The following is a 25,293-nucleotide window of genomic DNA, read 5'->3' on the forward strand; positions in this document are numbered from 1 at the left end:
GAAATACGCGAAACGGGGTTGTTCTATCTTTAAATTTAATTACGCAACAAAGCCCTAGATGAGATAAGTATTCATAATTTTGGAAATTAAACCCGAAAAGAATTAATACATAATATCTTTAAATATACCCAATCTTAATTATAACGTGATTTAATCCAAATAACGTTTCCAGTTCATTAAAAAACAATTCAATACGTTCACATCGGTGCATTTGCATCCGCTTGGTTCTCTGGCATCGCATCAATAAAGGCTGGTAACTGATTACACGCTTCGACAATCGAGTTGATCAGCGGATAAGGCGACATATCAACGCCAAAGCGCAGCGCGTTATACACCTGCGGCACTAAGCAAATGTCTACGATACAAGGCGAACCCGTGAGGCTATACACCGAATCACCGTGTGTTTTTCGGTGTTTGGCCAGCTTCTCTTCTAACGCTGAAAACCCTTGGCTCATCCAGTAACGAAGCCAATCCATTTTCGCCTCTTGCTCGCACGACAATTCTCGCTCCAAATATTGCAACACGCGCAGGTTATTAAGAGGATGAATTTCCATGGCAATATCCTGAGCCATCGCCAGTGCTTGATAGCGCAGTGGTGTTTGCTCAGGAATCAGCGAGACTTCCGGGCTACTCTCACAAGAATAGTGCTCATCGAGATACTGAAGAATAGCCAGTGACTGATTGAGTTGAACGTCACCATCCACCAGCACAGGCACTAACTCACTGGCATTGAGTTCGCGATATTGTGGATCATGTTGCTCGCCGCCATTACGCACCAAATGCACCGATTTCGACTCATAGTTGAGTTGCTTTAGGTTCAATCCAATACGCACTCGATAGGCTGCGGACGAGCGCCAGTAACCGTAAAGTATAATGTTCTTGTTCACGATGCTCTCGCTCATACAGAAATCCTATTATGTGGATTATAGCGCTCGATACTGGCTCACTTTTTGGTCTATCGCGCCAAAAATAGAATGACCTGCAGCATCAAACATCTCAAGCTTGATCGAATCGCCAAACGACATAAATTGAGTCGAAGGTTTACCATCGCGGATGGTCTCAATCATACGAACTTCAGCTATGCATGAATAACCCACACCGCCCTCGGCAATTGAGGTGCCATGGTCAGTGCCTTGCTTATTGGAAACCGTGCCCGAGCCAATGATTGCACCGGCCGATAGTGGGCGAGTTTTCGCAGCGTGAACAACTAATTCTGCAAAGTTGAAGGTCATATCCACACCTGCATTCGGGCATCCAAAAGGTGCGTCGTTGTAGGTTGAAGTCAGTGGCAGATGCACCTTGCTGCCTCTCCATTGCTCGCCAAGCTCATCAGGTGTTACCGCAACCGGAGAAAACGCCGAAGACGGTTTAGACTGGAAGAAGCCAAAGCCTTTCGCGAGCTCAGCCGGAATCAAGCCGCGCAGCGACACATCGTTCACCAACATCAGTAATCGAATCGACTCGTGCGCCTGTTTAGCACTTGCACCCATTGGCACGTCACCGGTCACAATCGCGACCTCACCTTCGAAATCGATGCCCCATTCGTCGCTGGCAAATTCGATATTGTCACGAGGGCCGATAAACGCGTCTGAGCCGCCTTGATACATTAATGGATCGACCCAGAAGCTTTCTGGCATTTCAGCACCACGTGCTTTACGCACCAATTCAACGTGGTTTACATACGCGCTGCCATCCGCCCATTGATAAGCGCGTGGCAGAGGCGATTCACAATACTGAGGTGCAAACACTTCACTGCCTGTGACATGTCCGTTGTTTAACGAGGTGTATAACTCTTCTAACTGAGAAGCCACGCTGTCCCAGTTATCCAATGCTACCTGCATGGTTGGCGCTAGATGCATCGCATGGAAAATTTCGGTGGCAGCTACACATTGTTTAAGATCTTTACTTACGACCATCAATAGACCGTCGCGAGTGCCATTTTTCTTGGTTGCTAATTTCATCCTTGTCCCTTACTTCTTATCGTCAGCCATGGTTTGAGAACCTGTCTCTTGCAAACCCGTGTCTTGCCAACTGTAGACATATTCTTTGTTCTCAACGCTATCGAGTTCATCAGAAAACTGCAGCGCATGGCGAGTATCGATCATCACCGCGACTTCATCGGTAAACTTCTTCTTATGCGCCTGACCCGCCTTGAAGGCTTTAGGGTGAGGCCCATGCGTAAACCCAGCCGGATGAAAAGTCACCATGCCCGCTTCAATGTTGTCGCGACTGAAGAAGTCACCAGCGTGATAGAAAAGCACTTCGTCATAATCGTCATTGTTGTGGTAGAACGGCACTTTCAATGCACCTGGGTCGCTCTCAATCGGGCGTGGCACAAAGGTACACACCACAAAGCCTGCACCCACAAAGGTGGTGTGCGCAGAAGGAGGCAAGTGGTAGCGATGTGACATCAGCGGTCTGATATCACGCCAATTCACTTTCACCACCGCTAAGTCGCCATGCCAGCCAATGGCATCCAATGGATTGAACGGATAAGTGATCACGCTGACTTTGTCGTGGCGTTTCACCTGAACCTGAGTCTGGTTTTCTGAATATTGAGCGCGGAATTGATCATTGATTGAAGGAATGTCGAGCACCGCAGGATCAAACACCGCGTGATTACCGACCATGCCTTTCTCTGGCAAGGAGTAAGCCGCGTCTGTGTTCTCAATCATCAAGATAAACATCGGCTCGCTTGGCTCTAAACGCCAGTTGGTCGAGCGCGGGATCATCACGTAATCCCCTTCACTCACCGCTAGATGACCATAGTCACAATAGAGATCGGCGCTGCCTTGATGAATGAACAGCAGCTCATCGCCATCGGAGTTACGCACCAAGAAATCCATCTTGTCATCCATGCGCCATACGCGAATTTTGCAGTCCGCATTGTGCAAAAGATGAGGCACCGCCCAAGGGGTTATCTGGCTGGCTTTTTCCACCAGCGTAAAATCAAAAGCGCGAGGGCGCAGATCGCCCTCCCACTCCGACCAACCTGTTGGGGCATGTTGGTGGTGAAAATGAGCGGCAGGGCCGAAGAATCCACTTCGGCCCGCCTCTCGCTCATAAATTGCCTCTTCGGGAAAATCGGCGTGCGCTTGTTTAGAGCACACACCCTCCCGATGAGGAAATGAGATCCATTTATGCATCGTCTAATACTCCTCGACGAATCTGGTCCTCTTCAATCGATTCAAACAGCGCCTTGAAGTTACCTTCACCAAAGCCTTCGTTGCCTTTACGCTGAATGATTTCAAAGAACACAGGACCAATTACCGTCTGTGTGAAAATTTGCAGCAAGATGCCGTCTTTGGTCGGCGCGCCATCAATCAAAACGCGTAGGTCACGCAATAGATCGGTGTCTTCCCCGTGGCCTTTTACACGCTCGTCGACTTTCTCGTAGTAGGTATCTGGGGTTGGCATAAAGTCCATACCGCGATCACGCAGAGTCTTCACGGTTTTGTAGATGTCATCGGTGGCGAGTGCGATGTGTTGGATGCCTTCGCCGTTGTATTCGCGAATAAACTCTTCGATTTGTGATTTGTCGTCGGAAGACTCATTGATAGGGATACGTATTTTGCCACACGGTGAGGTCATGGCGCGGCTCACAAGGCCTGTCAGCTTGCCTTCAATGTCGAAGTAACGAATCTCGCGGAAGTTACCAAGACGCTCATAGAACCCAGACCACACATCCATATTGCCTTGCTTAACGTTGTGCGTGAGGTGGTCGATTTCATACAAACCAACATTGGCTTCGGCCATGCGCTGTTCCGCATCGTCATAGAATCGGAAGTCGACGTCGTAGATACTCTGCTTGCCATAACGATCCACAAAATAGAGCAGGCTTTCACCGATGCCGTAAATGGCAGGAATGCTCAGTTCCATCGGCCCTATTTCTGTCTTGTACTCTTCACCGCCGCCCTTAAACGCTTGCTCCATTGCAGCGGTTGCTTCATTGACACGAAAAGCCATGCCACAGACCGATGGCCCATGCACTTTAGCGAACGCTTCCGCTTGGCTGTGAGGCTGTTCATTGACGATAAAGTTGATGTCACCTTGTCGATACAGCCAAGCCTCTTTTGAGCGGTGCTTGGCGATCTCAGCAAAACCAAGTGACACAAACAGCGCTTTAAGTTGCTCAATTCCCTTGTGGTCAACGGCCGTGTATTCAACAAACTCGAATCCATCCGTGCCAAGCGGGTTGTATGACTCCACCATGAACTTTCTCCTTGTACCTATCGGTTTTGTGTTGTGTTGTGTATTTTTTGTCCTTAATTAAATTTGGCCCACAAGCCGAGATAATGGAATGGGTGGAGGAAAATGGGCAATTTCGATGAAACCCTGTCAGTTTGTAAAATATTTGTTACACACAAACTGTCAAGACAAGAAAGTGAGTGCTATCAAGGGATTGAAAGATGGTGGTTTGATTTACAGCAGAGCAAGATATGTTATTGAATTGTTACATATATCCTTTTATCAGCTAAGGTAATAAATCGAACATTAGGCTGATGATGCAAAAAAGCCGCTGTAGTCAGCGGCTTGATGAGTTCTAGAGCGAACCTAATTCGACTATAAGATTCGTGTTAATCCCAGTTGAGAATCGACCAATTCGGTTGATCGGCTAAAGCTTTCAAACGCGGGCATGGATTTACCAGATAGGCAAAGTCAGCGTGTTCACACAAAGGTAAGTCGTTGATTGAATCGGTATAAAAGTGAATGTCTGAGTAGTTGGTTTCTTGATTGTCTAACCACTCTTTTAAACGGGTGACTTTACCTTCACGGTAGCTTGGTACGCCTAATATTTGAGAAGTAAAACGGCCTTGGTTTTCAATTAAATCAATACCGAGTGCATTCTCGATACCAATCTTGCGACCCACAGCTTCCACCAAGAAAGTCACGCTGGCAGAGATGATCAACATGTCGATATCATCATTCTCAAGCTGCTCAATCAAGGGTTTCGACTGCTTGAACTGTTTAGGCAAAATATGCTGTTCAACACACTCTTCGACCAATGCTGTAACTTGCTCTGTTGGCATATCGGCCAAAGGCTGCATGGAAAATGTTAGGTAATCTTCCATGTTCAATTTGCCTTCCGAATATAAACCCATTAAGCGCTTATCTTCTTCAATAAAGTTGGGCGCTGTGGCAATGCCCCTTTCAACCAAGAACTCATTCCAAAGCATCGCTGCATCGGCATTGATCAGTGTTTCGTCCATATCAAATACATACAAAGGTTTGAACATCTTAGGCTCTCACGGGGTGAATTTCGTTAAGGTTAAAACTAAACCATAGTTCTAGTTGGCTGCATGCTATAACGGGATTGTGACATTAAGAGCATATTTTCGTGGCAGTTGTATTTCACGGCTATGACAATCACCACATGCTTGTTTTCTTAAATACAACAGCTTATGGATTCAATCAGTATTGATACACATAGTTATTTAACTATATGTATTTAAATAACTATGTGTATTTAAATAACTATGTGTATGTCGCTAACTAGGTGTATTAGCTAACCAAGTGCTCATTAGCAAAAAAAGAAACTCCGACTGATTCTGTCGGAGTTTCTTATAGAGTTGGATATGCTTTAGCGAGACATCAGCTAATTGAACCTAAACGATTTTCTGCTCATGTTCCTTGCTCGACTCAGTTCCTTTCGACAAGAAACTGGCAACGATCTCTCTTAGTTTCCCTTGATTGACGGGTTTTGGTAAAAATTCATCCATACCCACATCGAAGCACAAATGCTTATCTCGTTGCACGACGTTGGCCGTCAGCGCAACGATCGGAATGTGTTTAGAGGTTCCTTCTTCGAGCGCTCGGATCTGCTTAGTCGCTTCGAAACCATCAAGAACTGGCATCTGGCAATCCATGAAAATCATCACATAGTCATTGGCCTTAAATTTCTCGACACCAATTTCACCGTTGTCTGCAATATCCACCTCAAACCCCAGCTTCTTAAGCATCATTTTGGCAACTTGTTGGTTCACTCTAGAATCTTCAACGACCAAAACCTTACCACTAAACGGAGCAGCCACTGGTTTTGGCTCTTCTTTGATTGGAGCTTGTTTGTCTATTTGTGTCGTTCTAACAGAAGCAGGTGTTGTAGCTTCAACAGAACTCGATGATTTGGTTAATGGCACGGGTTGATTATCTTTAAACGCTACCTCACCTCGATTTGGATAGGTAAAGGTTGAGGTATCAGCCGATCTCGCCAGGACTTCACTCAGCGTCCATTTAAGCTGATTATCTTGATAAGGGCGAGCAATGTAGGCAACAAAACCCACTTGTTTGGCGCGTGCTTCATCTTGTTTTCGAGGGTCGGCAGAAATCATCACTAGCTTCGGACAAGCTTTGTCAAAACGCTCAATCAAACTTCTTGCTAATTGGAATCCGTCAATAGACGGCATCACTTTATCAATCAGCACCAAATCATAAGGCAACGACTTCGCCACAGACTCTGAAACAAGCTCTAACGCTTGAGTGGCGGTTTCACAGCACTCAGACTTAACGCCGAATGATTGAAGTTGTGTTGAGGTAATACGCATGTTCAACTGGCTGTCATCAACCAGAAGTACCGAGACTTTATTAAAATCTATGTTGCTCTCGTCAACGTCTAAGCTCGGGTCAAAGTCTGCGGTAAAGTAGAATGTACTTCCCTTACCTACGACACTGGTTAGCTCAAGCTTACTGCCCATTAAGGTCACGATCTTATCGCATATCGTAAGACCAAGCCCCGTGCCTCCGTAGATGCGGGTGGTGCTGCCGTCGGCTTGTTGAAACTTATCGAATACCGATTGTTGTTTGTCTTCTGCGATACCAATACCACTATCGGTCACCTCAAATTTCACTCTGAGCTTCTGTTCCGGCTCTATGACTTCTTCTAAACGAAGTGAGAGCATGACATGACCATGTTCGGTAAATTTGATGGCATTGCCGACTAGGTTATTCAGCACTTGTCTTAGCTGGGTGCCATCACCAATCACCATGGTTGGGATCTTAGGATCAATCGCCAGTTGGAATTTGAGCCCTTTTTGCTCGGCTTTAACTCTGAAGGTCGACTCTACATCGGCAGCAATACCCATCATTTTCATCGGCTCTTGCTGAAGCTCTAAACGACCCGCTTCAATCTTCGAGTAGTCGAGAATGTCATTGATTAAATCGAGTAGAGTAAGCGAAGAGGTGTTAAGCATGTCGACATACTCTTTTTGCTCTTTCGGCATATCCATTTCAGAAAGCAGTGATGAAAGCCCGATAATCCCGTTCATTGGAGTGCGGATTTCGTGGCTCATGTTGGCAAGAAACTCACTCTTGTTGCGGTTCGCTACCTCTGCAGTATCTTTGGCTTTTTCCAATTCTTGGTATTGTTGGCGAATACGTTCAATCGACTGATTGTAGCTACTCTCTAGTGTCGAGATCTCATCACTGTAGGTAGAGTTAGTGGGTGTTAAAAATCGCGGTTTGTTGTCTTCAACCTGTTGATGGTTGATCTGAGAAGACATGGTCATTAAGCGCTTGACTACAAGGCGATAGACGATGGTTAAACACACCAGAGACAATAAGAAGATTTTAACTGCTTCGAAGGCGAGCAATAATAATACCCGATCTTCAAAGTCGTTGAGAATCATACTCAGATCAGACTGCACCGTGAGCGTCGCCAGTTGGAACTCTGAGCCTCCCATCTGATGCACCATATCCCAAGATTGAGAATAAGACTGACCGGACGTCTGTTGACCTAATTCTAAAATTTTTTCATCGGGGCTTTCTATTAACAGATAACTGACCGAGGGTAAGCGGGAGATACCTTCAGCTTGCACAAACAGTTGCTCTCGGTCTTCAACCCACAAACTGGCGGTTAAGCCGGAAAGATAACCATCCTTAACCTGTTCGATCTGAGAACTGATAAAAGAAACTCGATTTTGGTACTCCACATACAAACCTAGACCTGTCACTATGACTGTGAATAAGGTACTGATTGCGATGATTACCCCGATCAACTGTCGGGAGAGTCCAATATAGCGTTTTCCTTTATTCACCATACAAAAATTACCATTATTGTTATCCTAGCAAACTACAATTACTCAACTAGTATAATAGTAGTCATTCATCAAATAACTAGGGAAGGTTATGAAAAAACATCTAATAGTTGCATCCATAGTCAGTTTGTTTTCAAGCAGTTATGCTTTTGCAAGCGAACCTGTTCACTACTACATTATTGCAAGCCAAGCGCAACCTTTTCAGATCGAAACTGACGGGTCATCTCACAGAGGAATGGTTTCGGATATTGTTGAAGCCGTATTTGACGACAGCCAATACGAGATCGATTACCACACCTACCCTTTCAACAGAATGGTCGATAAGCTCGACGCTAGAGAGAATCCAAACTGGGTCACCTATGGCAGCCCAAGTTGGGGAAATATCCAATCTGTAAACCTGTCTAAAGATCCGATTTACAATGTAAAACATGTGTTACTTAGCAGCGGCAAGAAGCCATTTGAGTTCAACACTATCGATGATTTAAACGGAAAAGCGGTAGTATTACTGGTGGGGTTTGAATATCCAAATCTAGAGCCTTATATCCAACAAGGTAAGCTTAACGAGATTCGAGTTAAAGATTACAGCGCGGCTTTTCGTGTATTAAACCGAGCTCCGGGTGATACCGTTTTTGTTGAAATGGAATCTCGAATCAAATACAACCTAAATGAGCAGAAACTCAGTATTGATGACTACCAGATGCAAGAGTTTGGCTCAGTGATCAATAACTACCCCATCCATTTAGCATTTGACCCAGAGATGGATCCTAAACTGCAGAGCTTCATCGACCAGCGCCTCGACCAAATGAAAGACGATGGTCAGCTCAACGACATCGTACAGAGTTACTTATAGCAACAGCATCAGTTGTAACCTTCGCATAAAGGTATAGCTTAGGTATCGTAATTTAGCTCTCTTCGATGACTAACTCGCTCTTAAGCCTAAAAGGCTGCCCTGATTAGCACAGAAGCTAAGTAGGGCGGCCTTTTTTAATTCATCTATAAGGGCTAAAAGAGTTTACCTGTAATCGACCTACTTAATTTGGAACCACGGAGGTAAATGGATTAGTGTGCAGCAATCAAATGCAGTTGCTGAGTACGAAGCTCTTGTCGTACTGCCATCAGAATCTTGCCTAAATGGTTCTCGCCGGTTCCATCGCCACCATCCCCCCAGAAGTGGTCTTTGTGCGAATGTTCTTTTATCACCGAATCTCCGGTATTAGTAAGAAACAACGCAAACTGTGGGTTCTGCCTGAACTTCTCTGTGACAATGAACTGCATCACTTCAACACGAATGTCATACCAATCTTCCCGAACTTGGTCTTCATAATCACGGCTTAAAGAGAATGCTTCAGCAGGAGTCGAGGCTTCGAGAATGGTGTTACGCAGCGCTTGAGAGGCAAACTTCATCGCTTGATAATAATGCTCGCTGGTTGCCCAAACTTGATCGTCGATTTTGATAGGACAAGCGGCAAAATTTGACAGGTACCCGTTTGGATCTTCAGGTTCATAGAACAGCACTTCTTTGGCTTTAGCCACCGAATTAGACATAGCCTTCTCCTTACCAACAACATCGCATATTTTTGCTTTAACTTTAAAATTAGTGGCGTTGCATATAACTGTCAAACAACTTAGTTAAAGAGTATGCCAAGGGCATGTTTTTAGTCGAGAACAAATAATGTAGAGGAAGGACAATGGATTTAAATGGTGAGAGGCAAGGAGCATGGTTTACTTATAAAAAGCACAAACTTCTTTAAAAAAGGCATATAAATCAAAGGGTGGCGGTGCGCCACCCTTCTAAATGCAATGGGGATTGTTAATGAATTAGACCTAGCTCCCTCGCTTCTTCCAGGCTAAAACCGCTTTCTCTAATTTCTCTTAGAGCTTCAATACGACGACGAGCTTCAGCAGATTTCATTTTCTTTTCTGGTTTGAAAGATACTTCTTCTTCAGCATCCCACTTATTTGCAATATTTGTCATTTCATCATGGTTGATAGAATTAATGGACATGTTTTCCTCCGAAAAGCACCATGTAATGGACAGGTAATCTGTAGCAAATGCTATTTCGCTTGTTAAGCAATTCTGTACTGAAATGTGATGATTCCGACGCTTCACAAAGCTAATTAATAAATGCCTCATTTAAACTTTGCCAAAGCCATTTTGTGCCATTACATTTAAAAGATTCCCCATAAGAAATGTGGTTTGATCCACCTCTCATTTTCCTCGTTCTCATTTCCTATTTCCCGCTGAAACTTCATGAAATAATCAAAAAATAATTCGAGTCACTTCATTCTTTTTGTGCTCTTCTCTTCCACTAAATTCAACACATGTTAATGATAATGGTTATCAATATCATAACTAAGTGTTTATCATGTCTAGGGAAAATTCAGAGACACCTCTTCTCGAAGTGAAGAATCTATGTGTCGATTACATTACCGATGACGGCGATTTTAATGCCGTAAAATCCGTAAGCTTTAATATAGGCCAAGGCGAGATTTTTGGTTTAGCGGGAGAATCCGGGTGTGGCAAAAGTACCATCGCATTTGCCATTAACCGCCTGCATAAGCCACCGGCTTTCATCTCTGGCGGGCAAATACTGTTTGGCGGGCAAGATCTGCTGAGCTTATCGGACAGCCACTTGAACACCTTACGTTGGAGTGAGATCGCAATGGTGTTCCAGAGCGCGATGAACTCGCTTAACCCTGTACTGACCATTGAAGAACAGTTTGCCGATGTATTGCGCCACCACAAGGGCATGAACAACGAGCAAGCAAAAGATCGCGCCGAAAAGTTACTCGACCTAGTCAATATCCCTCGCCACCGTCTAACCGAGTACCCGCACCAGTTTAGCGGTGGGATGCGTCAACGTTTGGTGATTGCGATAGCTCTCGCGCTCAACCCTAAGTTGATTATCATGGATGAACCGACCACGGCACTGGATGTGGTTGTACAGCGCGAAATTCTGCAGCAAATACACCAACTCAGAGAAGAGTTTGGTTTCTCAATATTGTTTATCACCCACGACCTCGCACTAATGAGCCAACTGTGCGATCGAATTGCCATCATGCGTCATGGACAGATAGTTGAAGTCAACCAAGCCCATGAGATTCGCAATAACCCTCAGCACTCCTACACCCAAAAGCTATGGAGTTCCTTCCCCAATATTCACGAACACGCTCACGCAACTGCGTGCTAGGAGAGCTCCATGTCACAACCTATTTTTCAAGTAAAAAACCTCGTTAAAGAATTCACTGTTGGTGGTGGATTTGGCAAAGAAGAGATCTTTAGAGCACTGCATGGGGTGAGTTTTGATTTACATGCAGGTAAAACATTGGCACTGGTTGGCGAATCAGGCTGCGGGAAAAGCACCTGCGCTCGACTGATGACCAAAGTGTATCCGCCAACAGAGGGAGAAATACTGTTCAATGGCAGAGATATTTCTACCTTAAAAAGTCGTAAAGATATCTTGGATTACCGAAGCCGCGTGCAAATGATATTTCAAGACCCATTTGGCTCACTCAATCCAACCCACACCATTGAACACCACTTAACACGGCCCCTTAAGATCCACAAGCAAGTTGCTACGAAACAAGCTCTCGCAGAGCGTCTCAACGAGTTATTAACGCTGGTGGAGTTGCCCATCGAAACTCTCACCAAATACCCTCATGAGCTCAGTGGAGGCCAAAGACAGCGCATAAACTTAGCCAGAGCACTTGCCGTCGGTGCTGAGGTTATCCTTGCTGATGAACCCACCTCGATGTTGGATGTTTCAATACGACTCGGTGTTTTGAACCTAATGCAGAGGATGAAGAAAGAGTTAGGGATAGGTTTTTTGTACATTACGCATGATCTCGCAACAGCACACTACATCGCAGAAGAGACGGCTGTGATGTACAAGGGACAGATCGTTGAGTGGGGATCAACCCAGTCGATCTTAACCAACCCACAACACCCGTACACTAAGTTATTGATCTCTGCTGTGCCCGATCCTGATCTACCATTTGGCGAACTCGTGAAAAATGAGCCAAACTATTCAATAAACGCTGATCGTATTCGTGAACAAAGCAGTGAAATACAGCATGAGATCAAGCAAGTTTCAGATAATCACTATGTTAAACAGTGGGATAACGTTGCATGAATGAACTAGACACTTGGTTAGAGCGGATCGGAAATTGGTACAAAGACCGAAAGCATGATCAAGTGGAGAAGTTAGAGCCTTTGATCTTAACGCCTCCAGATGCACTCTGGGGGCCTTTGATCACGGATGAACAGAGCAAAGGCATTGCATGCTGGTTAGACGGATGCTTGAGAATCTTTACGTTTTATCGATATAAAGATGAAATTCTGACGGCATCGACAAAGCTTCCACCACCAAGCCCACTATCTATCTCAAACGAACTTAGTGGCTCGCACCATCAGGAAAAAGCTTTCCAATACCTGATGTTTGCCTATAGCAAGCTTCAAGCTGTGTCTTGTAATCCAAAATCAGAACCTGACTTACAAGAGTGGTGTACACAGCGGCTACAGCACTTGTGTGTATTGGCTTTGGAGTTTACCAACCAACAACAAGAACCGCGCTGGAAAGAAGAATCAGAAAAATTGATCGAATCGCATGTACGCTTTATGGCAAGTCAACACCAGAACGATGATCAAGGTATAGCTCTACGTCAACTGCACTGATCCACTCCTTGTTCAACCCCTGTTCGATCAAGCATCAAAGCTGAACCCCATCAAAAATAAGCACCGTAGAAAGCATGATCTCACCTTGATCATGCTTCAGGAACGGACTCCATAAGCTGTAGAATTTAAATGGTAAGCTTTTGAATGTTAATGATTAGCCGAATTACAGGCAAAAAAAAAGCGAGTCCCTTAGGAACTCGCAAAAATCTATTCAGTATGATGTAACAAAATATGAGCCAATCTATTAATCATAAGAAAGGACAAAAGGTTGTCTATTCGGGATAAATAATAATCAACTGGATGCGCTACATTGTCATCAATTTGTCAGCGTTAGGTGCGGTTTTAATCAGCACCTAATGTGTTCAAACTATCCATTCGTCGGCCGTAAATATGGGCTTCTTACAACTGAGCAGTGACATTGATTGGTGGCTAGTGGCCAATCGCCATTTCGTCGAGCGCTAAGAACACGTTTTCGTCTAAATGACCTTCGTGAACTTGTTTACACACTTTACGACGCACAGCTAAACCAGAGATCAAACGCTCAATAGACAAGTGTCGATTGCTGGTGCTGTCACGGTCGTTGTAAAGCTCAATCAAGCGACTCAGTGTTTCGTATGGGATAACGTCCTCCCCTACTCTCAACCAATCAAGCTTCTCAATGAGCTCAGAACACTCTTCTTTGATTGAAGCATGTGAATGCCCTGTCATAGCAGATAAAGCCGTTATACTGCGTTCTAGAGCCTCTGCAGAGGTATATTTAGAGAGAGTAATCATGATCTCGTCAGCGTTGATCTCAACAGAGTGTTTACGCTGCTTAACTCGACGTCCCAATTTGCCTCTTGGCGACGGTGCTTTGCGCTGAATTGGCTCAAACTCACCATCGATAATCTCAGACAACTCTTCCAATTTCTGCTTAGACACCATTTCATTACGCAGTGGGTTCGGTAACGTTGGTGCCATATTACGCTTGCCTGCATTGGTGGTGCGTGCTCTTGAGTAACGTAAGACTTCTTCCACATTACATTTGATATCAACCTGATAATCAGTCGTTTTTCCTTTTTCGATCAACGCGGTGATCGTTAAGTGATAACCCCAAAGGTTAACCAGGAAGGTATCTTCTTGATCCCCTACTTCACCTAACTTTCTGAGCTCGCGGATCAGATCCATCGAGAAACGACGCCAATCGATGTTACGCGCCAATTTCTGGTTGAGCTCACTGAGCAACATGCTATCTGAATGGCGACGTGCCATGCGGCTTCTAAAGTACGAATACATTTGGAAGACCAAGGTATGTTGCTTCAGGATTTCTGGCGGAAATAGGAAGAAATAGTCACGCGTCAGCAGCTCTTCGTAGAACGAAGGTTCCCAAACCAGGATGTATAGGTTCGGTTTAATGCGAATTTCGCCGTCAGAGCCTTCTGTAGGCGCTTCTTCCGATGCGGTAATGGTTCTAGCTAGGAATCGGAAACGATCACTCTTAAAGCCTTCTGGCATGTTCTCGCTAAGCCAACGGCCTGTGAGCTCATGCAATTGGAAATCGGTAAATTCGATACGATCAATACTGTCACGGATCGAATCACGTGCCGGCCCGCTGTCTTTCTTGCCACGCAAGGACAAAATATCCGTGATGTAAAGTGGTGTTTTGTTCGGTGTGTGTTTCGCGTCTAGATGGTAATCATCTTGGTGATGATCATGATATTGAACAGTAAGCGTGAATAACGCGAATAGCGTCATCAGATCATCAACCGTCATAATGTTTTTTGAAGATCGTGTCTCGATCACCGCTCGAGTGCCAGAGATCGAAACCATTGATTTTTGGTAGCTCTTGCGCGTTCTAGGGGGCGCTAAGGCTTGATCAATAATGCCCGCCCAATTGGTTGGCGACACAATAAATTGATCGGCTTCGTCTTTCATCGTTGGTGGGGTATTGAGTCCGTGTTCATTCAATAAGCGTTTGTTGACTTTGGTTTGAGCTAGAGCTTTAGATCGCTTTTGCTTCTCATTTTGCTTCACGCTTTCTGTCACTAAGCTAGTAGCACCCAGTACCGATATCAATTGGTTTGGGTTAACAAAGCGATGCAGCATAGTTTTACCAGCAAGACCTTCTTCAAAGCGAACCGGAATTTGCCTGAAAAGACCGATACTAACCGCAGCTCTTAACCTTTGCTGTAAGGCTGCACGAGTAACTTGACCATCGGTTGATTCAATAATCTCGGTAGTAGAAACGTAACCGTCTTTGCTGCTAAACCCACGAAGTGAAATTAGGTTAAGAAGCTCAACGATGCTTTTGGTGACACCTTTGAAGTGTTGATATTGTTCTATCCATTCAACGGCTGTTTCAGATACCTCAAATAAATGACCATCTTTGTGGCTTCGTGCCTTAATTAACAATTTCTCTTCTGGTTTCATTTTTGATCCGTATCACACTAACCGTAATTTCACTATAGTTCCTGAATGATAAAGAAAGAATGATCATAAATAAAGAGAATTTATTGGCTTTTAAATAACTGATCTTTTTGATTAATATGATCTTAAATGATTAAGTGATCTAATGATCTGGCTGTTCTTGTGGTCTTAAGTTGCTGAATTTAAAGGTTTAAAATAAACCCCCTCGGAAAGCATGATCATAAAAACCCCGAAACTATGATCATTAAATCAAAGAAAGCATGATCACAGAACACCAGAAGTATGATCATTAAGTCATTGTAAGCATGATCATTAAGTCATTGTAAGCATGATCATTATTGGCTTGAAAGCATGATCATTATACTTATACAGCTTATCCACAGTTCGGAAGTCAACATCATCTTCTAAGTCACTTCATACAACTCAATACGGATATTTATGATGGCCAATCTATCGGAACAATGATCAAGTGATGGTACTTTTTTATCCTTCCCGCCCTATTGAGGATAAAATTTAACCTGTATCTGTTGAAAATGGATAGCTTTGACGTATTTAGCGTAGGTGGGAGTTAACTAGGAAGCATGATCATGAAATTGTCATGTTTGCGTATTCTCGGTCAGTGTAGATTGAATTTTCAATCATTGAGCCCTTATAGGCGTTGAATCCCCATTACAAAAGCATTTGTCCGTAACTTAGCTCTTAAATCACATGCTTCCGGAACGATATTTACTTGATCATTTTTCCGGAGTTTGATCATTTGTAATGTGCAGTTGCTCGGATCAATATTGCTAAGTTTGCGCCTTGATCATGCTTCATAATTTGGTGTTATTAATTCTCTTACATTAGATGTGTTCCATGATCATTCTTCCGCTCTGGTTAGAATCCTCTGTTGTTTTTTTGCAACTCCTCTTCTCTTATGTTTTGAATTTTTTGTCCATTGAGCGTTATTTAATTTTTATTGAATTGAAAATCTATAAATTCGAATGCAAATCACACCAACCGTAATCTATGGTTGTGTTTCAATCGTTCCGCAGCTTTTTAGCGATAATATCATTTACATTGTAAATAAGTGATGCTGTAACATTTTAAATGTGAACTAGAAATAACATGGTTGTGCATGGTGAAAATGATGACTTTTAGTATTACTCTGAGGTGATGTTTCATCAAATTGTAAAAACACTGTCTATTTTATGTGAGTTTACTCATAAATGCATGTTCATGTTTTTGTTGTGTTTGTTGTTAATCGCTGTACAATTTGTACTTAGTTAATCATTACGGAAACTGGCAATGAAAAGAGAACAAACGATTGATAAGCTCTATCAGCTAGCCGAACAAACTCAACAAGTTCAGGCTGACCGAATTGAGATTATTTTGGAAGAGCGAAGTGATGAACATTTCCCTCCAATGTCTAAAGCTATGATGGAGACTCGTTCTGGTTTAACGCGTCGTAAACTCGATGAAGCGATCACTAAACTTGAAGCTGATGGCCATCAGTTTACAAAGAACAACGCCAATCACTACTCGATTTCATTGACAGAAGCTCACATGTTGATGGACGCGGCAGAAGTGCCAAAGTTCCATCAACGTAAGCAGCATGCTGACAATAAACCATGGATTATCAACGTACAAAACCAAAAGGGTGGTACGGGGAAATCAATGACGGCAGTTCACTTAGCTGCGTGTTTATCTCTAAATTTGGATAAGCGCTACCGTATCTGTCTGATTGACTTGGATCCACAAGGCTCTTTGCGTCTGTTTTTAAACCCACAAATTAGTGGTGCAGAGCATGACAGCATTTATTCTGCAGTTGATATCATGTTGGATAATGTGCCAGAAGAGCAGGATGTTGACCTAGAATTCTTGCGTAAGAACGTGCTGTTGCCAACTCAGTATCCTAACTTGAAGACTATTTCAGCCTTCCCAGAAGATGCGATGTTTAATGCTGAAGCATGGCAAAGCCTGTCTAGAGATCAGTCACTTGATATTGTTCGTCTTTTGAAAGAAAAGCTTATCGACAAAATCGCCGATGATTTTGATGTGATCATGATTGATACTGGGCCACACGTGGACCCGTTAGTGTGGAATGCAATGTACGCGTCGAACGCACTTTTAATTCCATGTGCAGCCAAGCGTTTGGACTGGGCTTCAACGGTTAACTTCTTCCAGCACTTGCCAACGGTTTATGAAATGTTCCCGGACGATTGGAAAGGGCTTGAGTTCGTTCGTCTAATGCCAACGATGTTTGAAGACGACAACAAAAAACAGGTATCAGTTCTGACTGAGATGAACTACCTGTTGAATGACCAAGTAATGATGGCCACGATTCCAAGAAGCCGCGCCTTTGAAACTTGTGCTGACACTTACAGCACGGTTTTCGATCTGACGGTAAGCGACTTTGAGGGCGGTAAGAAAACTCTGGCTGTCGCTCAAGACGCAGTACAAAAAAGTGCTCTAGAATTAGAGCGTGTATTACATAGCAACTGGCCTTCACTTAATCAGGGATAACAAGAATGGCAATTAAAACATCTGACTTAAATGCAAAGCTATTTGGTAAAGCAAACAAACGTCGCGTAGCTACGCCACAAGAAGCTCAAACTGCGGTAAAAGAGCAAGCTCAAGTGATTGAGCTTTCTGTTGCGGGTGAAGATTTAGTTTCATTTGAATTGGTTCGAATTCCAGCCGCTGATGTAGCAACACGAACGGTTGTTTTTGAAGAGAATGCTCGTGAGCAGTCTTTCTTGAATGAGCACGCGCTTTCTGACGTACTAACTACGCTTAAAGAGCGCGGCCAGCAATATCCAGCGGTTGGCCGTAAGAACAAAGACGGCAAGATTGAAGTTCTTGATGGTAGCCGTCGTCGTATGTCATGTATTTTGGCTGACAAAGAGTTCTTGATCTATGTCGCTGAAAACATTAACGGCGAACATGCTAAGTTTTTATCAGATGTAGCTAACGCTCATAAACCACTTTCTCTCTATGAGAAGGGGAAGGAGATGCAAGCGAAGCTTGATAAAGGCGAAGCTGAAGACCAGAAAGCACTCGCTAAAATGTTCCAGTGCAGTGAAGCTTTGGTGAGTGGCGCGTTGAAAGCGGCCGCTTTACCACTTGAATTATTACAAGCTTACCCAAATGTGAGCGATCTTGGCCGTCCGACTATTGTTAAGTTACACAAACAATTTAGCGGTCTTACTAGTGAGCAGCAACAAACATTACTGACCAAGTGTGGTGCTTCTGAAGGTTTTGTGTGGCAGCGCAGCGAAGCTCAAGGCGTAACTCGTTTAACAAAAGACGTGACAGAGACTTTAGAAGGTTGGGTGCTCGAACTAGCACCAGCACCCGCGAAGAAAGCTTCTCCAAAAGTTGAACTTATTAAAGGTCGAGCGTCATATAGCCGTAAGGGTTCAAACTTGGCGTTAAATCTTAAGAAAGTTGATGATACAACAATGGAAGAAATCCTAGCATTCGTACAATCTAAGTTAGACTAAGTCACGACTTTCATTACTCCTCTAAAGCCGCTTTATGCGGCTTTTTATTTGGCTGTGATAAACTGTGTTTAGATGAATCTGGACGCTAACTATGACAAACCCAACCAATACTTTTCTGCATACACTTTCTAATATTGCCCAACACAATGGTCACCGTTACGGTGTGGTCTTTGATGGCGACTTTGATTGGCAAAACTCTGCTGTTTTAACCTTCCTTGAAAATTCGTACACTCCGAGCATCTTCCAGATTGGTGGAACTCCGTTTGAAGGAGTGATTCATGCTCCAGTCAAAAAAGGCCAACAATTGCTTGGTCGTGAGTCCCAAGTTCTTGTTTGTGATTTTAGAGAGCAGTTTGATGCGAATGGTTTTAGCGCTGCACTAGGTTCGTTAATCGGTGGTGGGCTGTTGTTGGTGCTGCCGACAAAAGTTGATGACTCTGAAGATAACGAGAGCTTTGGCCAACGTTGGTTAAAGGAGAATTTCAATAAGCTCATTTCGGTTTCACAACACAACGAAACAGACGATGTTGTTCAAGCGACTAAAGCACTTCCTCTCAAGCAAGACTTTGAAAACAGTTTGGACAAATTCGAACAGCAAAATCTGGCTGTTGAGTTGGTTAAAAAAGTGGTGTCTGGGCATCGTAAACGACCTTTAGTTCTCACGGCAGATAGAGGGCGTGGTAAAAGCTCTACATTGGGCATTGCCGCTGCTCAGCTTTTGGTTGAGCGTCATGGATTAAATATCATCGTGACAGCGCCTTCAGTGAAAGCAATCGAGCCTGTATTTTCCCACGCGAGTCAAAGCCTAGAAGACTGTGAAGTGCTCAACGCAACTTACATTTGCTATCAAAGCGGAAGTTTAAGATTCGTAGCACCAGATGAATTACTTAAGTCTAAGCCTGATTGTGATTTGCTATTAGTCGATGAAGCGGCTGCAATTCCAATCCCGACGCTCAAATCTATGGTTGGCATTTATCATCGTATGGTTTTTTCAACCACCGTTCACGGATACGAGGGGAGTGGGAGAGGGTTTGGACTTAAGTTCGAGTCTTGGCTTTCAGAGCATCGCCCGGGGTGGAAAGGTTTTAAGCTCGATCAGCCCATTCGTTGGAATCGCAATGATCCACTAGAGCGTTGGTTGTTTGATTGCTTCTTGCTTGGTAACGACGCGTCGCTAAGTGACTCGGTGATTCATGAGTTAGATAGCTTTTCTGATCTGGCAATCAACCAACTGAGCTTGGTCGAGTTATCAAAGGCAGAATGCTTGGCGAACCCGGAGCCGCTACAGCAATGCTTTTCTCTTCTTGTTGATGCTCATTATCAAACGTCACCAAACGATCTAATGCAGTTTCTCAACAATCCAGCAATCCGTTTGTACGCTGCTTGGCAGAAAAACGAATGTTTAGGTTGTATGTTGGTAACTGAAGAAGGTGGGTTGGATAGCGATCTGATTGCTCAGATTCAACTTGGAAAACGAAGACCTCAAGGTCACCTAGCTCCAGTATTACTCGCAAACCAACTGGGTTGTACGCAAGCGGCGATCAGTCGTTGCCTTCGAGTTATGCGTATTGCCGTTTCAACACGTCATCAAGGTTCGGGGATTGGTCGCTGGATGTTGGGGCAGTTGTCAAAGCAAACTAATCAGGCGGATTACTTAGTAACGAGCTTTGGCGCGACCAGTGAATTGATTTCATTCTGGCGCGATAACGATTTTGTACCTGTGCACATTGGCCACCAGCGCGATCAAGCTAGCGGCTGTCACTCGGTATTGATGGTTAAGTCACTTAATGAAAACGCACAGAATTGGATCTACAATCTGATAAGTCACTTTGAACGTAGTTTCTGTTTTCTCACTTCTGGTTCTTTGGCTTCTCTCGAGGTTGATATGGTGCGCGCATTATTGCCAAGGCAAGCGGAATCTATGGCAGAGTCTGAAATCCAACTCCTCAGGAATTATGTCGATGGTGGTAATAGTTACGACAGCATTGGTTTCAGTGTCCTGAATTTGATTCTCCAGAGTAATGGTCATCAAGCTCACATAGCTGAATCTGACGCTATAATCGATACAGGTTTTGTTGTTTCAGACTTACTTATCGCGAAAGTTGTGCAGCAGAAAGAGTGGGGGACTTGTGTCGAGCAGTTTAATCTAATCGGACGAAAACAAGCTGAGCTACAGTTTAGAAAAGATGTCGGCACTCTTCTATTAAATTTACACTGTAAATAAGTAGGTCAGCGATTGTCACTAAATTTGGAACTACAGAGCACATGTCGAGCTGTTAATTAGATTTACAGTGTAAATTAGAAGGCCGGATTTACACTGTAAACTGAACCGCGGTATGTAATGACCTATGTAATTTCAATTATCCAATCTTTATGCAATTTCTCACTTTGTTGAACATGTCCATCATGACGCTCATTTCCTATCTCAATTCTACCAATCTAATTATCGCCGTTGTTTGGAAGGTATAATTTCGTATTCTCACATCCATTCATCCCGAATCGTTTGGTGATGAAGATCCGCCGCTGTATTGCGATCTTATGCTCGTACCCAATACTCATCGTTTGAAAAAAATCGTGAAAGAATCCTTTTTGTAAAGGTGAAGAAGAGACTAGAATCTGTCAGTCTTATTTATGAGTCCCTTTGCAACATCGAAAGTAAGTGATGTGACGCTGATTATTCTACTGTAGTGATTCTAAGCACAGAGCGAATTATATAGACTGCATAACAACAGGGTTATTAAGGGTACACAATTCGAATGTGGGATAGCATCGTTACATTGTCGGAAGATAGGAAGCAAGTGATGGCATGTCTGCCGTCTGGGTTTGTGGTCAACGCAAGCTTTGACAATAAGACATTACCAACAACCTTAGAAGCTTTGAACGCATCAAACTATTTTATTTTCGAAGAAGAGATACTGCGTTTTGTCACTCTTGCTAAAGAAGGTAAGGGAGAAGCTTATCAAGGAATATTAATTGCTGAAGTTCGTAATTCCAGTGTTACGGTTGAACTGTCTGATGATGAGATGCTCGCAAGTCTTGTTGTAACTGGGGCATATAATGGGCAGGCATTACGTGGCAGCGATATCATTCATTGCTTGGCTCAGGCTCACATAACGAAAGGAATTAATAAGCTAGCACTTAGAAAAGTATTGATGATGAGCAGCAAGCTAAAGCCGGGTGAAAAATTTACTCAGCCCGTTGCCAAAGGTTCTCCAGCTGTGAAGGGTAAAGATGCTAAGTTTTCAGCATTGGTTGAAGATATTACTCATCAAGTATTAAAGCCTCGCAGTAAAGACGCCGGTAAGATCGATATGCGAGATCTCGGCGAAACCATTACCGTTGGTCAGAATGACCCGCTAATGAAGCGAACTCCTGCCACCAAGGGTATTGCGGGCTTTACCGTCCAAGGTCGAATTATCCCACCCCTTCCGGGCCAAGACAGTTTGATTAAGCCAGGAAAAGGCACCCACATTTCCCCTGACGACCCTAATTTATTACTTTCTTCATCCTCTGGTCTGCCCATTATTAAAGAGCGAAGTATCGAAGTGGATGACGCCTTATGTGTTAGCAATGTCGACGTATCTACTGGGCACGTTAAATTCAAAGGTAATGTGTTTGTCTCTGGGAATATAGAACCTGGAATGATAGTGAAGGCGACCGGAAGCATTACTGTTGGTGGCTTTATTGAATCTGCAGAAGTTCAGGCTCAGGGGGATATAAAAGTCGCGAAAGGAATTATTGGTCATACGACCAAAGAGGATGAGCCAAAAAGCTGTAAGGTACTTAGCAAAGGCTCTATCACAGCAAGCTACGCACAGAATACTGAACTGCAAACCGGCAATGACATTCTACTCAATCTACATAGCATGAGTAACGACATTCGTTGTGGCAACAACCTCATTGTGATGGATACCTTTAAGAAGCATGGCACACTTAGTGGCGGTGAAGCTAAAGTCGGCGGTAAAGTGGAATGTGTTTTCTTAGGCGTTGAAGGGGATACAGCAACTAAGGTTCATGGTTTTGCTCGCTTCGAGGGATATCAAAAAAAGATAGCTCAACTGAAGGAGATTTATAAGCACGCTCAAGAACAAACCATGGACGTCATCCGTCAAGAACTCGAATTTAAGAAGCGACCAAAAGCGGAAAGAAGCGAAGAGCAAGCGTTGGAGATTGAGCAGCAACGGGAAAAAAACAATCAAGCGATAGAGAAGACTAAATTGCAGTTGGATACACTCGAAGCTGAATTTGAGACAAACCTTGCCGAGTGCACAGTAGAGGCGCACGAGAAAGTGTACACCCGTGTATCTGTTTTGTTTGGTGATGAGATGGTGACGACTAAGAGAACGCACGGCGGCAGTGTTTTCTCGTTCAATCAATATGAAATTCAATGTTCTTTCAAAATGGAGAAAGAAGATATCTCATTGTAATTGAGCGACTCTGAAATTGCCCAAGACAGAATAGAGCGGTTCGAGCCGTTTTCACTCATTAGAACAAATAAGAAAGGGGGAGCTGATGCTCCCCCTTTGTTTTTGCTGATATTGATTTAGTTTGATTCTTTAAGTCACATGAGCGCTTTAACTTGCCGCTTTTACCTTTCCTTGCTTTAAGTCTGACAGAACTTGTGATTTTGGTCCGTCGGCAATAATGCTGCCTTTCTCCATCACAATCACTCTATCTACGATATCCAACATCGACGTTTTGTGGGTGATAAGAATCAAAGTCTCACTAGGTAACAGCTGGCTCAGCTGATGCTTAATGTGCATCTCTGAACGGTTATCCATAGCGCTGGTAGGTTCGTCCATCAATAATACAGGAGGGCGCCCTAGGAAGGCTCTAGCTATGGCTATCGACTGACGTTGACCTCCTGAGAGTAAACCACCACCTTCACCTACTTGGCGTTCTAAGCCTGCCGGATCTTGCTGAGTAAAAGCGGTTACACCTGCACGGTTGGCAGCATCCATGACATCACGATCGTCAACCAACGGGCGTCCCAAGGTAATGTTGTCTCTTACCGTGCCATAGAATAGGTTACTGTCCTGCGGCACACAGCCTATATTTCGTCGTACGTCGACATGGTGAAGTTGTTCCATATCGGTGTCATCAATGCGTACATGACCTTCTGTGGGCTTATACAGGCCCATAATCAGGCGTTCAAGTGTGCTTTTACCTGAACCAATTCGCCCAATAATCGCGACCTTTTCACCTGGACTAATATTAAGAGTCAGGTCTCTTATAGACGCGATTGGCGAATCAGGGTAATGGAATGTTACTTTATCAAGCGCGATATGCCCTTGAATAATCGGACGGTGGATGTATCGCTTACCTTCCTCTTGTTCACTGGGCATCGACATGACTTGTTCAATCAAGGTCATTGATGACTTCGCTTGGTTATAACGCGTAGAAAGCAATGATAACTGGACAAGAGGACCAATTGCTCTACCACTCAACATAGTAGCGGCAATCAAGCCACCCATTGTAAGAGTGCCTTCTGCCATTAGGTACACACCAAAAATAATCATTCCCACATTGGTACTTTGTTGAACAAAGCCAGCAGTATTTTGGATGCTATCGGTAATACGACGACTCTTGATATTCCAGTTCGCCATGTGCGCAACAGCTTCTTCCCAGCGGAATTGGAACTGGCTTTGAGCGCTGAATAGCTTAACGGTTTCTAGCCCCGCTAAACTCTCAATTAAGTTTGCGTACTTCTGAGAAGCAAGGCGAGAGCCTTCTTCAATGGTACGACGCAGCGGGCCTTGTATTAACAACGCATAGATGATCAGTATCACCACGCCAACGACAGGAACAAACACAAGGTTGCCAGCCATTAACCAAATTAACGCCAAGAACATAAGAGCGAATGGCAAATCGATTAATGAGCCTATTGTTGCCGAAGTAAAGAACTCACGGATTGACTCGAATTCTTGCAGGTTTTTAGCAAAAGCACCGACAGAAGCAGGCTTCGCTTCCATACGAATCCCGAGCACCTTACTGAACAACTTAGATGAAATCAGGATATCGGATTTCTTACCCGCAACGTCAATAAAGTAGCTTCGCATTAACTTTAAAAGTAAGTCAAAGAGGAAGACGACAAAAATACCACTCGCGAGTACCCATAGCGTCTCAAACGCAAGGTTTGGTACCACTTTGTCGTACACCAAACGAGTAAACATTGGAGCTGCAATAGCGAAAAGGTTGATTAGAATTGATGCGATCAGCACATCACGATAGATTTTTTTAGATTGCCAAATCGTGCTCCAAAACCAGTGACCTTCGCGCGTTTTTAAAATTTCTGGTGAGCGTTCATCATAACGGAATTGTTTCTTTACTAAGAAGTAACGGCCGATGAATTGCTCTTTCAATTCTTCGATAGGGATGACGATTGGCATCATCCCACTTTCCGTTGTGATGATTTCGGCTTCTTGCTTCTCAATATCGATACTATTAAGAACGCAAGCCTCACCTTGCTTGAGTAACAATACGGCTGGCAGAATTAAGTGAGGGATGTTTTCTAGATCGGAACGGTTTTCTTTGGCCACTAACCCCGCACGCTCGGCAGAGCGAGGGAATAGGAAAGGAGTTAGCTTTCCATCAGAGAGTGGTAGCCCATTGATCAACGCTTCGGGCGAGTTGGCTAACCCGTAATACCGACTAACGTAGATCAGTGAGTTTAATAGTGGATCTTGCATGCGATATA

At 43.9% G+C, this 25,293-nt stretch carries 19 protein-coding genes; 9 read left to right on the forward strand and 10 right to left on the reverse strand.

The annotated features are described in order from the left end of the window. Window positions 1–197 precede the first annotated feature (197 nt). The 4 genes from maiA to hppD are packed head-to-tail and all read right to left on the reverse strand — an operon-like array spanning window position 198 to window position 4,212. Window positions 198–902: a maleylacetoacetate isomerase gene (gene maiA, locus AB6E08_RS10815; RefSeq protein WP_371704837.1), complete on the reverse strand. Its 705-nt coding sequence runs from the start codon at window positions 900–902 to the stop codon at window positions 198–200. Between the two features lie 21 nt (window positions 903–923). Continuing rightward, the gene (locus AB6E08_RS10820; RefSeq protein ID WP_017097190.1) at window positions 924–1,961 is read right to left on the reverse strand and encodes a fumarylacetoacetate hydrolase family protein; all 1,038 of its coding nucleotides are present in this window, start codon (window positions 1,959–1,961) and stop codon (window positions 924–926) included. Window positions 1,962–1,970: 9 nt separating this feature from the next. Beyond that, window positions 1,971–3,146 (reverse strand): homogentisate 1,2-dioxygenase, encoded by a 1,176-nt coding sequence (locus AB6E08_RS10825; protein WP_017097191.1) that lies wholly within the window; start codon window positions 3,144–3,146, stop codon window positions 1,971–1,973. Next, entirely contained in the window at window positions 3,139–4,212 is a 1,074-nt protein-coding gene (gene hppD, locus AB6E08_RS10830; RefSeq protein WP_017072321.1) for a 4-hydroxyphenylpyruvate dioxygenase, read from the reverse strand. Before hppD ends, AB6E08_RS10825 begins: the two co-directional genes overlap by 8 nt. An 88-nt stretch (window positions 4,213–4,300) precedes the next feature. On the opposite strand from hppD, the gene AB6E08_RS10835 reads away from it, so the two are divergent. Next, entirely contained in the window at window positions 4,301–4,483 is a 183-nt protein-coding gene (locus AB6E08_RS10835) for a hypothetical protein (protein ID WP_372064069.1), read from the forward strand. 94 nt (window positions 4,484–4,577) lie between these two features. On the opposite strand, the gene AB6E08_RS10840 is transcribed toward AB6E08_RS10835, so the two are convergent. Then, on the reverse strand, window positions 4,578–5,237 hold the full coding sequence (locus AB6E08_RS10840) for an HAD family hydrolase (protein ID WP_372064071.1): 660 nt from the start codon (window positions 5,235–5,237) through the stop codon (window positions 4,578–4,580). 369 nt (window positions 5,238–5,606) lie between these two features. After that, a complete protein-coding gene (locus tag AB6E08_RS10845) occupies window positions 5,607–8,033 on the reverse strand; it encodes a response regulator (RefSeq protein ID WP_017097195.1) in 2,427 nt (808 codons plus the stop codon). A gap of 88 nt (window positions 8,034–8,121) precedes the next feature. Here AB6E08_RS10845 and AB6E08_RS10850 point away from each other — a divergent pair, with 88 nt between their 5' ends. Further along, window positions 8,122–8,880 (forward strand): ABC transporter substrate-binding protein, encoded by a 759-nt coding sequence (locus AB6E08_RS10850; protein WP_017097196.1) that lies wholly within the window; start codon window positions 8,122–8,124, stop codon window positions 8,878–8,880. 209 nt (window positions 8,881–9,089) lie between these two features. Here the strand turns inward: AB6E08_RS10850 and AB6E08_RS10855 are convergent, their stop codons facing one another. Continuing rightward, a complete protein-coding gene (locus AB6E08_RS10855) occupies window positions 9,090–9,650 on the reverse strand; it encodes an NADAR family protein (protein WP_012601297.1) in 561 nt (186 codons plus the stop codon). Between the two features lie 190 nt (window positions 9,651–9,840). Beyond that, window positions 9,841–10,035 (reverse strand): PA3496 family putative envelope integrity protein, encoded by a 195-nt coding sequence (locus AB6E08_RS10860; protein WP_004732575.1) that lies wholly within the window; start codon window positions 10,033–10,035, stop codon window positions 9,841–9,843. 361 nt (window positions 10,036–10,396) lie between these two features. On the opposite strand from AB6E08_RS10860, the gene AB6E08_RS10865 reads away from it, so the two are divergent. From AB6E08_RS10865 to AB6E08_RS10875, 3 genes are read left to right on the forward strand one after another with little or no spacing between them, the layout of a single operon-like run. Beyond that, complete coding sequence (locus AB6E08_RS10865; protein ID WP_009846021.1) at window positions 10,397–11,221, forward strand: ABC transporter ATP-binding protein; 825 nt, start codon at window positions 10,397–10,399, stop codon at window positions 11,219–11,221. 9 nt (window positions 11,222–11,230) lie between these two features. After that, on the forward strand, window positions 11,231–12,163 hold the full coding sequence (locus AB6E08_RS10870; protein WP_372064074.1) for an ATP-binding cassette domain-containing protein: 933 nt from the start codon (window positions 11,231–11,233) through the stop codon (window positions 12,161–12,163). Next, window positions 12,160–12,705: a transcriptional regulator gene (locus tag AB6E08_RS10875; protein WP_269335302.1), complete on the forward strand. Its 546-nt coding sequence runs from the start codon at window positions 12,160–12,162 to the stop codon at window positions 12,703–12,705. The genes AB6E08_RS10870 and AB6E08_RS10875 overlap by 4 nt, the downstream gene beginning before the upstream one ends. A 429-nt stretch (window positions 12,706–13,134) precedes the next feature. Here the strand turns inward: AB6E08_RS10875 and AB6E08_RS10880 are convergent, their stop codons facing one another. After that, on the reverse strand, window positions 13,135–15,114 hold the full coding sequence (locus tag AB6E08_RS10880; protein WP_012601303.1) for a replication initiator protein RctB domain-containing protein: 1,980 nt from the start codon (window positions 15,112–15,114) through the stop codon (window positions 13,135–13,137). Window positions 15,115–16,398: 1,284 nt separating this feature from the next. Here AB6E08_RS10880 and AB6E08_RS10885 point away from each other — a divergent pair. The 4 genes from AB6E08_RS10885 (at window position 16,399) to AB6E08_RS10900 (ending at window position 23,023) form a co-directional block, all read left to right on the forward strand. Then, a complete protein-coding gene (locus AB6E08_RS10885) occupies window positions 16,399–17,616 on the forward strand; it encodes a ParA family protein (RefSeq protein WP_009846016.1) in 1,218 nt (405 codons plus the stop codon). 5 nt (window positions 17,617–17,621) lie between these two features. Beyond that, window positions 17,622–18,596 carry a ParB/RepB/Spo0J family partition protein gene (locus AB6E08_RS10890; protein WP_009846015.1) on the forward strand — a complete coding sequence of 325 codons (975 nt, stop codon included), beginning with the start codon at window positions 17,622–17,624 and terminating at the stop codon, window positions 18,594–18,596. Between the two features lie 91 nt (window positions 18,597–18,687). Next, window positions 18,688–20,820: a GNAT family N-acetyltransferase gene (locus AB6E08_RS10895; RefSeq protein ID WP_372064077.1), complete on the forward strand. Its 2,133-nt coding sequence runs from the start codon at window positions 18,688–18,690 to the stop codon at window positions 20,818–20,820. 532 nt (window positions 20,821–21,352) lie between these two features. After that, on the forward strand, window positions 21,353–23,023 hold the full coding sequence (locus AB6E08_RS10900; protein ID WP_372064079.1) for a DUF342 domain-containing protein: 1,671 nt from the start codon (window positions 21,353–21,355) through the stop codon (window positions 23,021–23,023). Between the two features lie 147 nt (window positions 23,024–23,170). Here the strand turns inward: AB6E08_RS10900 and AB6E08_RS10905 are convergent, their stop codons facing one another. Further along, the gene (locus tag AB6E08_RS10905; RefSeq protein WP_009846012.1) at window positions 23,171–25,285 is read right to left on the reverse strand and encodes a type I secretion system permease/ATPase; all 2,115 of its coding nucleotides are present in this window, start codon (window positions 25,283–25,285) and stop codon (window positions 23,171–23,173) included. Window positions 25,286–25,293: the final 8 nt, after the last annotated feature.

Source organism: Vibrio sp. 10N.247.310.24 (assembly GCF_041467175.1).
GTDB lineage: Bacteria > Pseudomonadota > Gammaproteobacteria > Enterobacterales > Vibrionaceae > Vibrio > Vibrio tasmaniensis_A.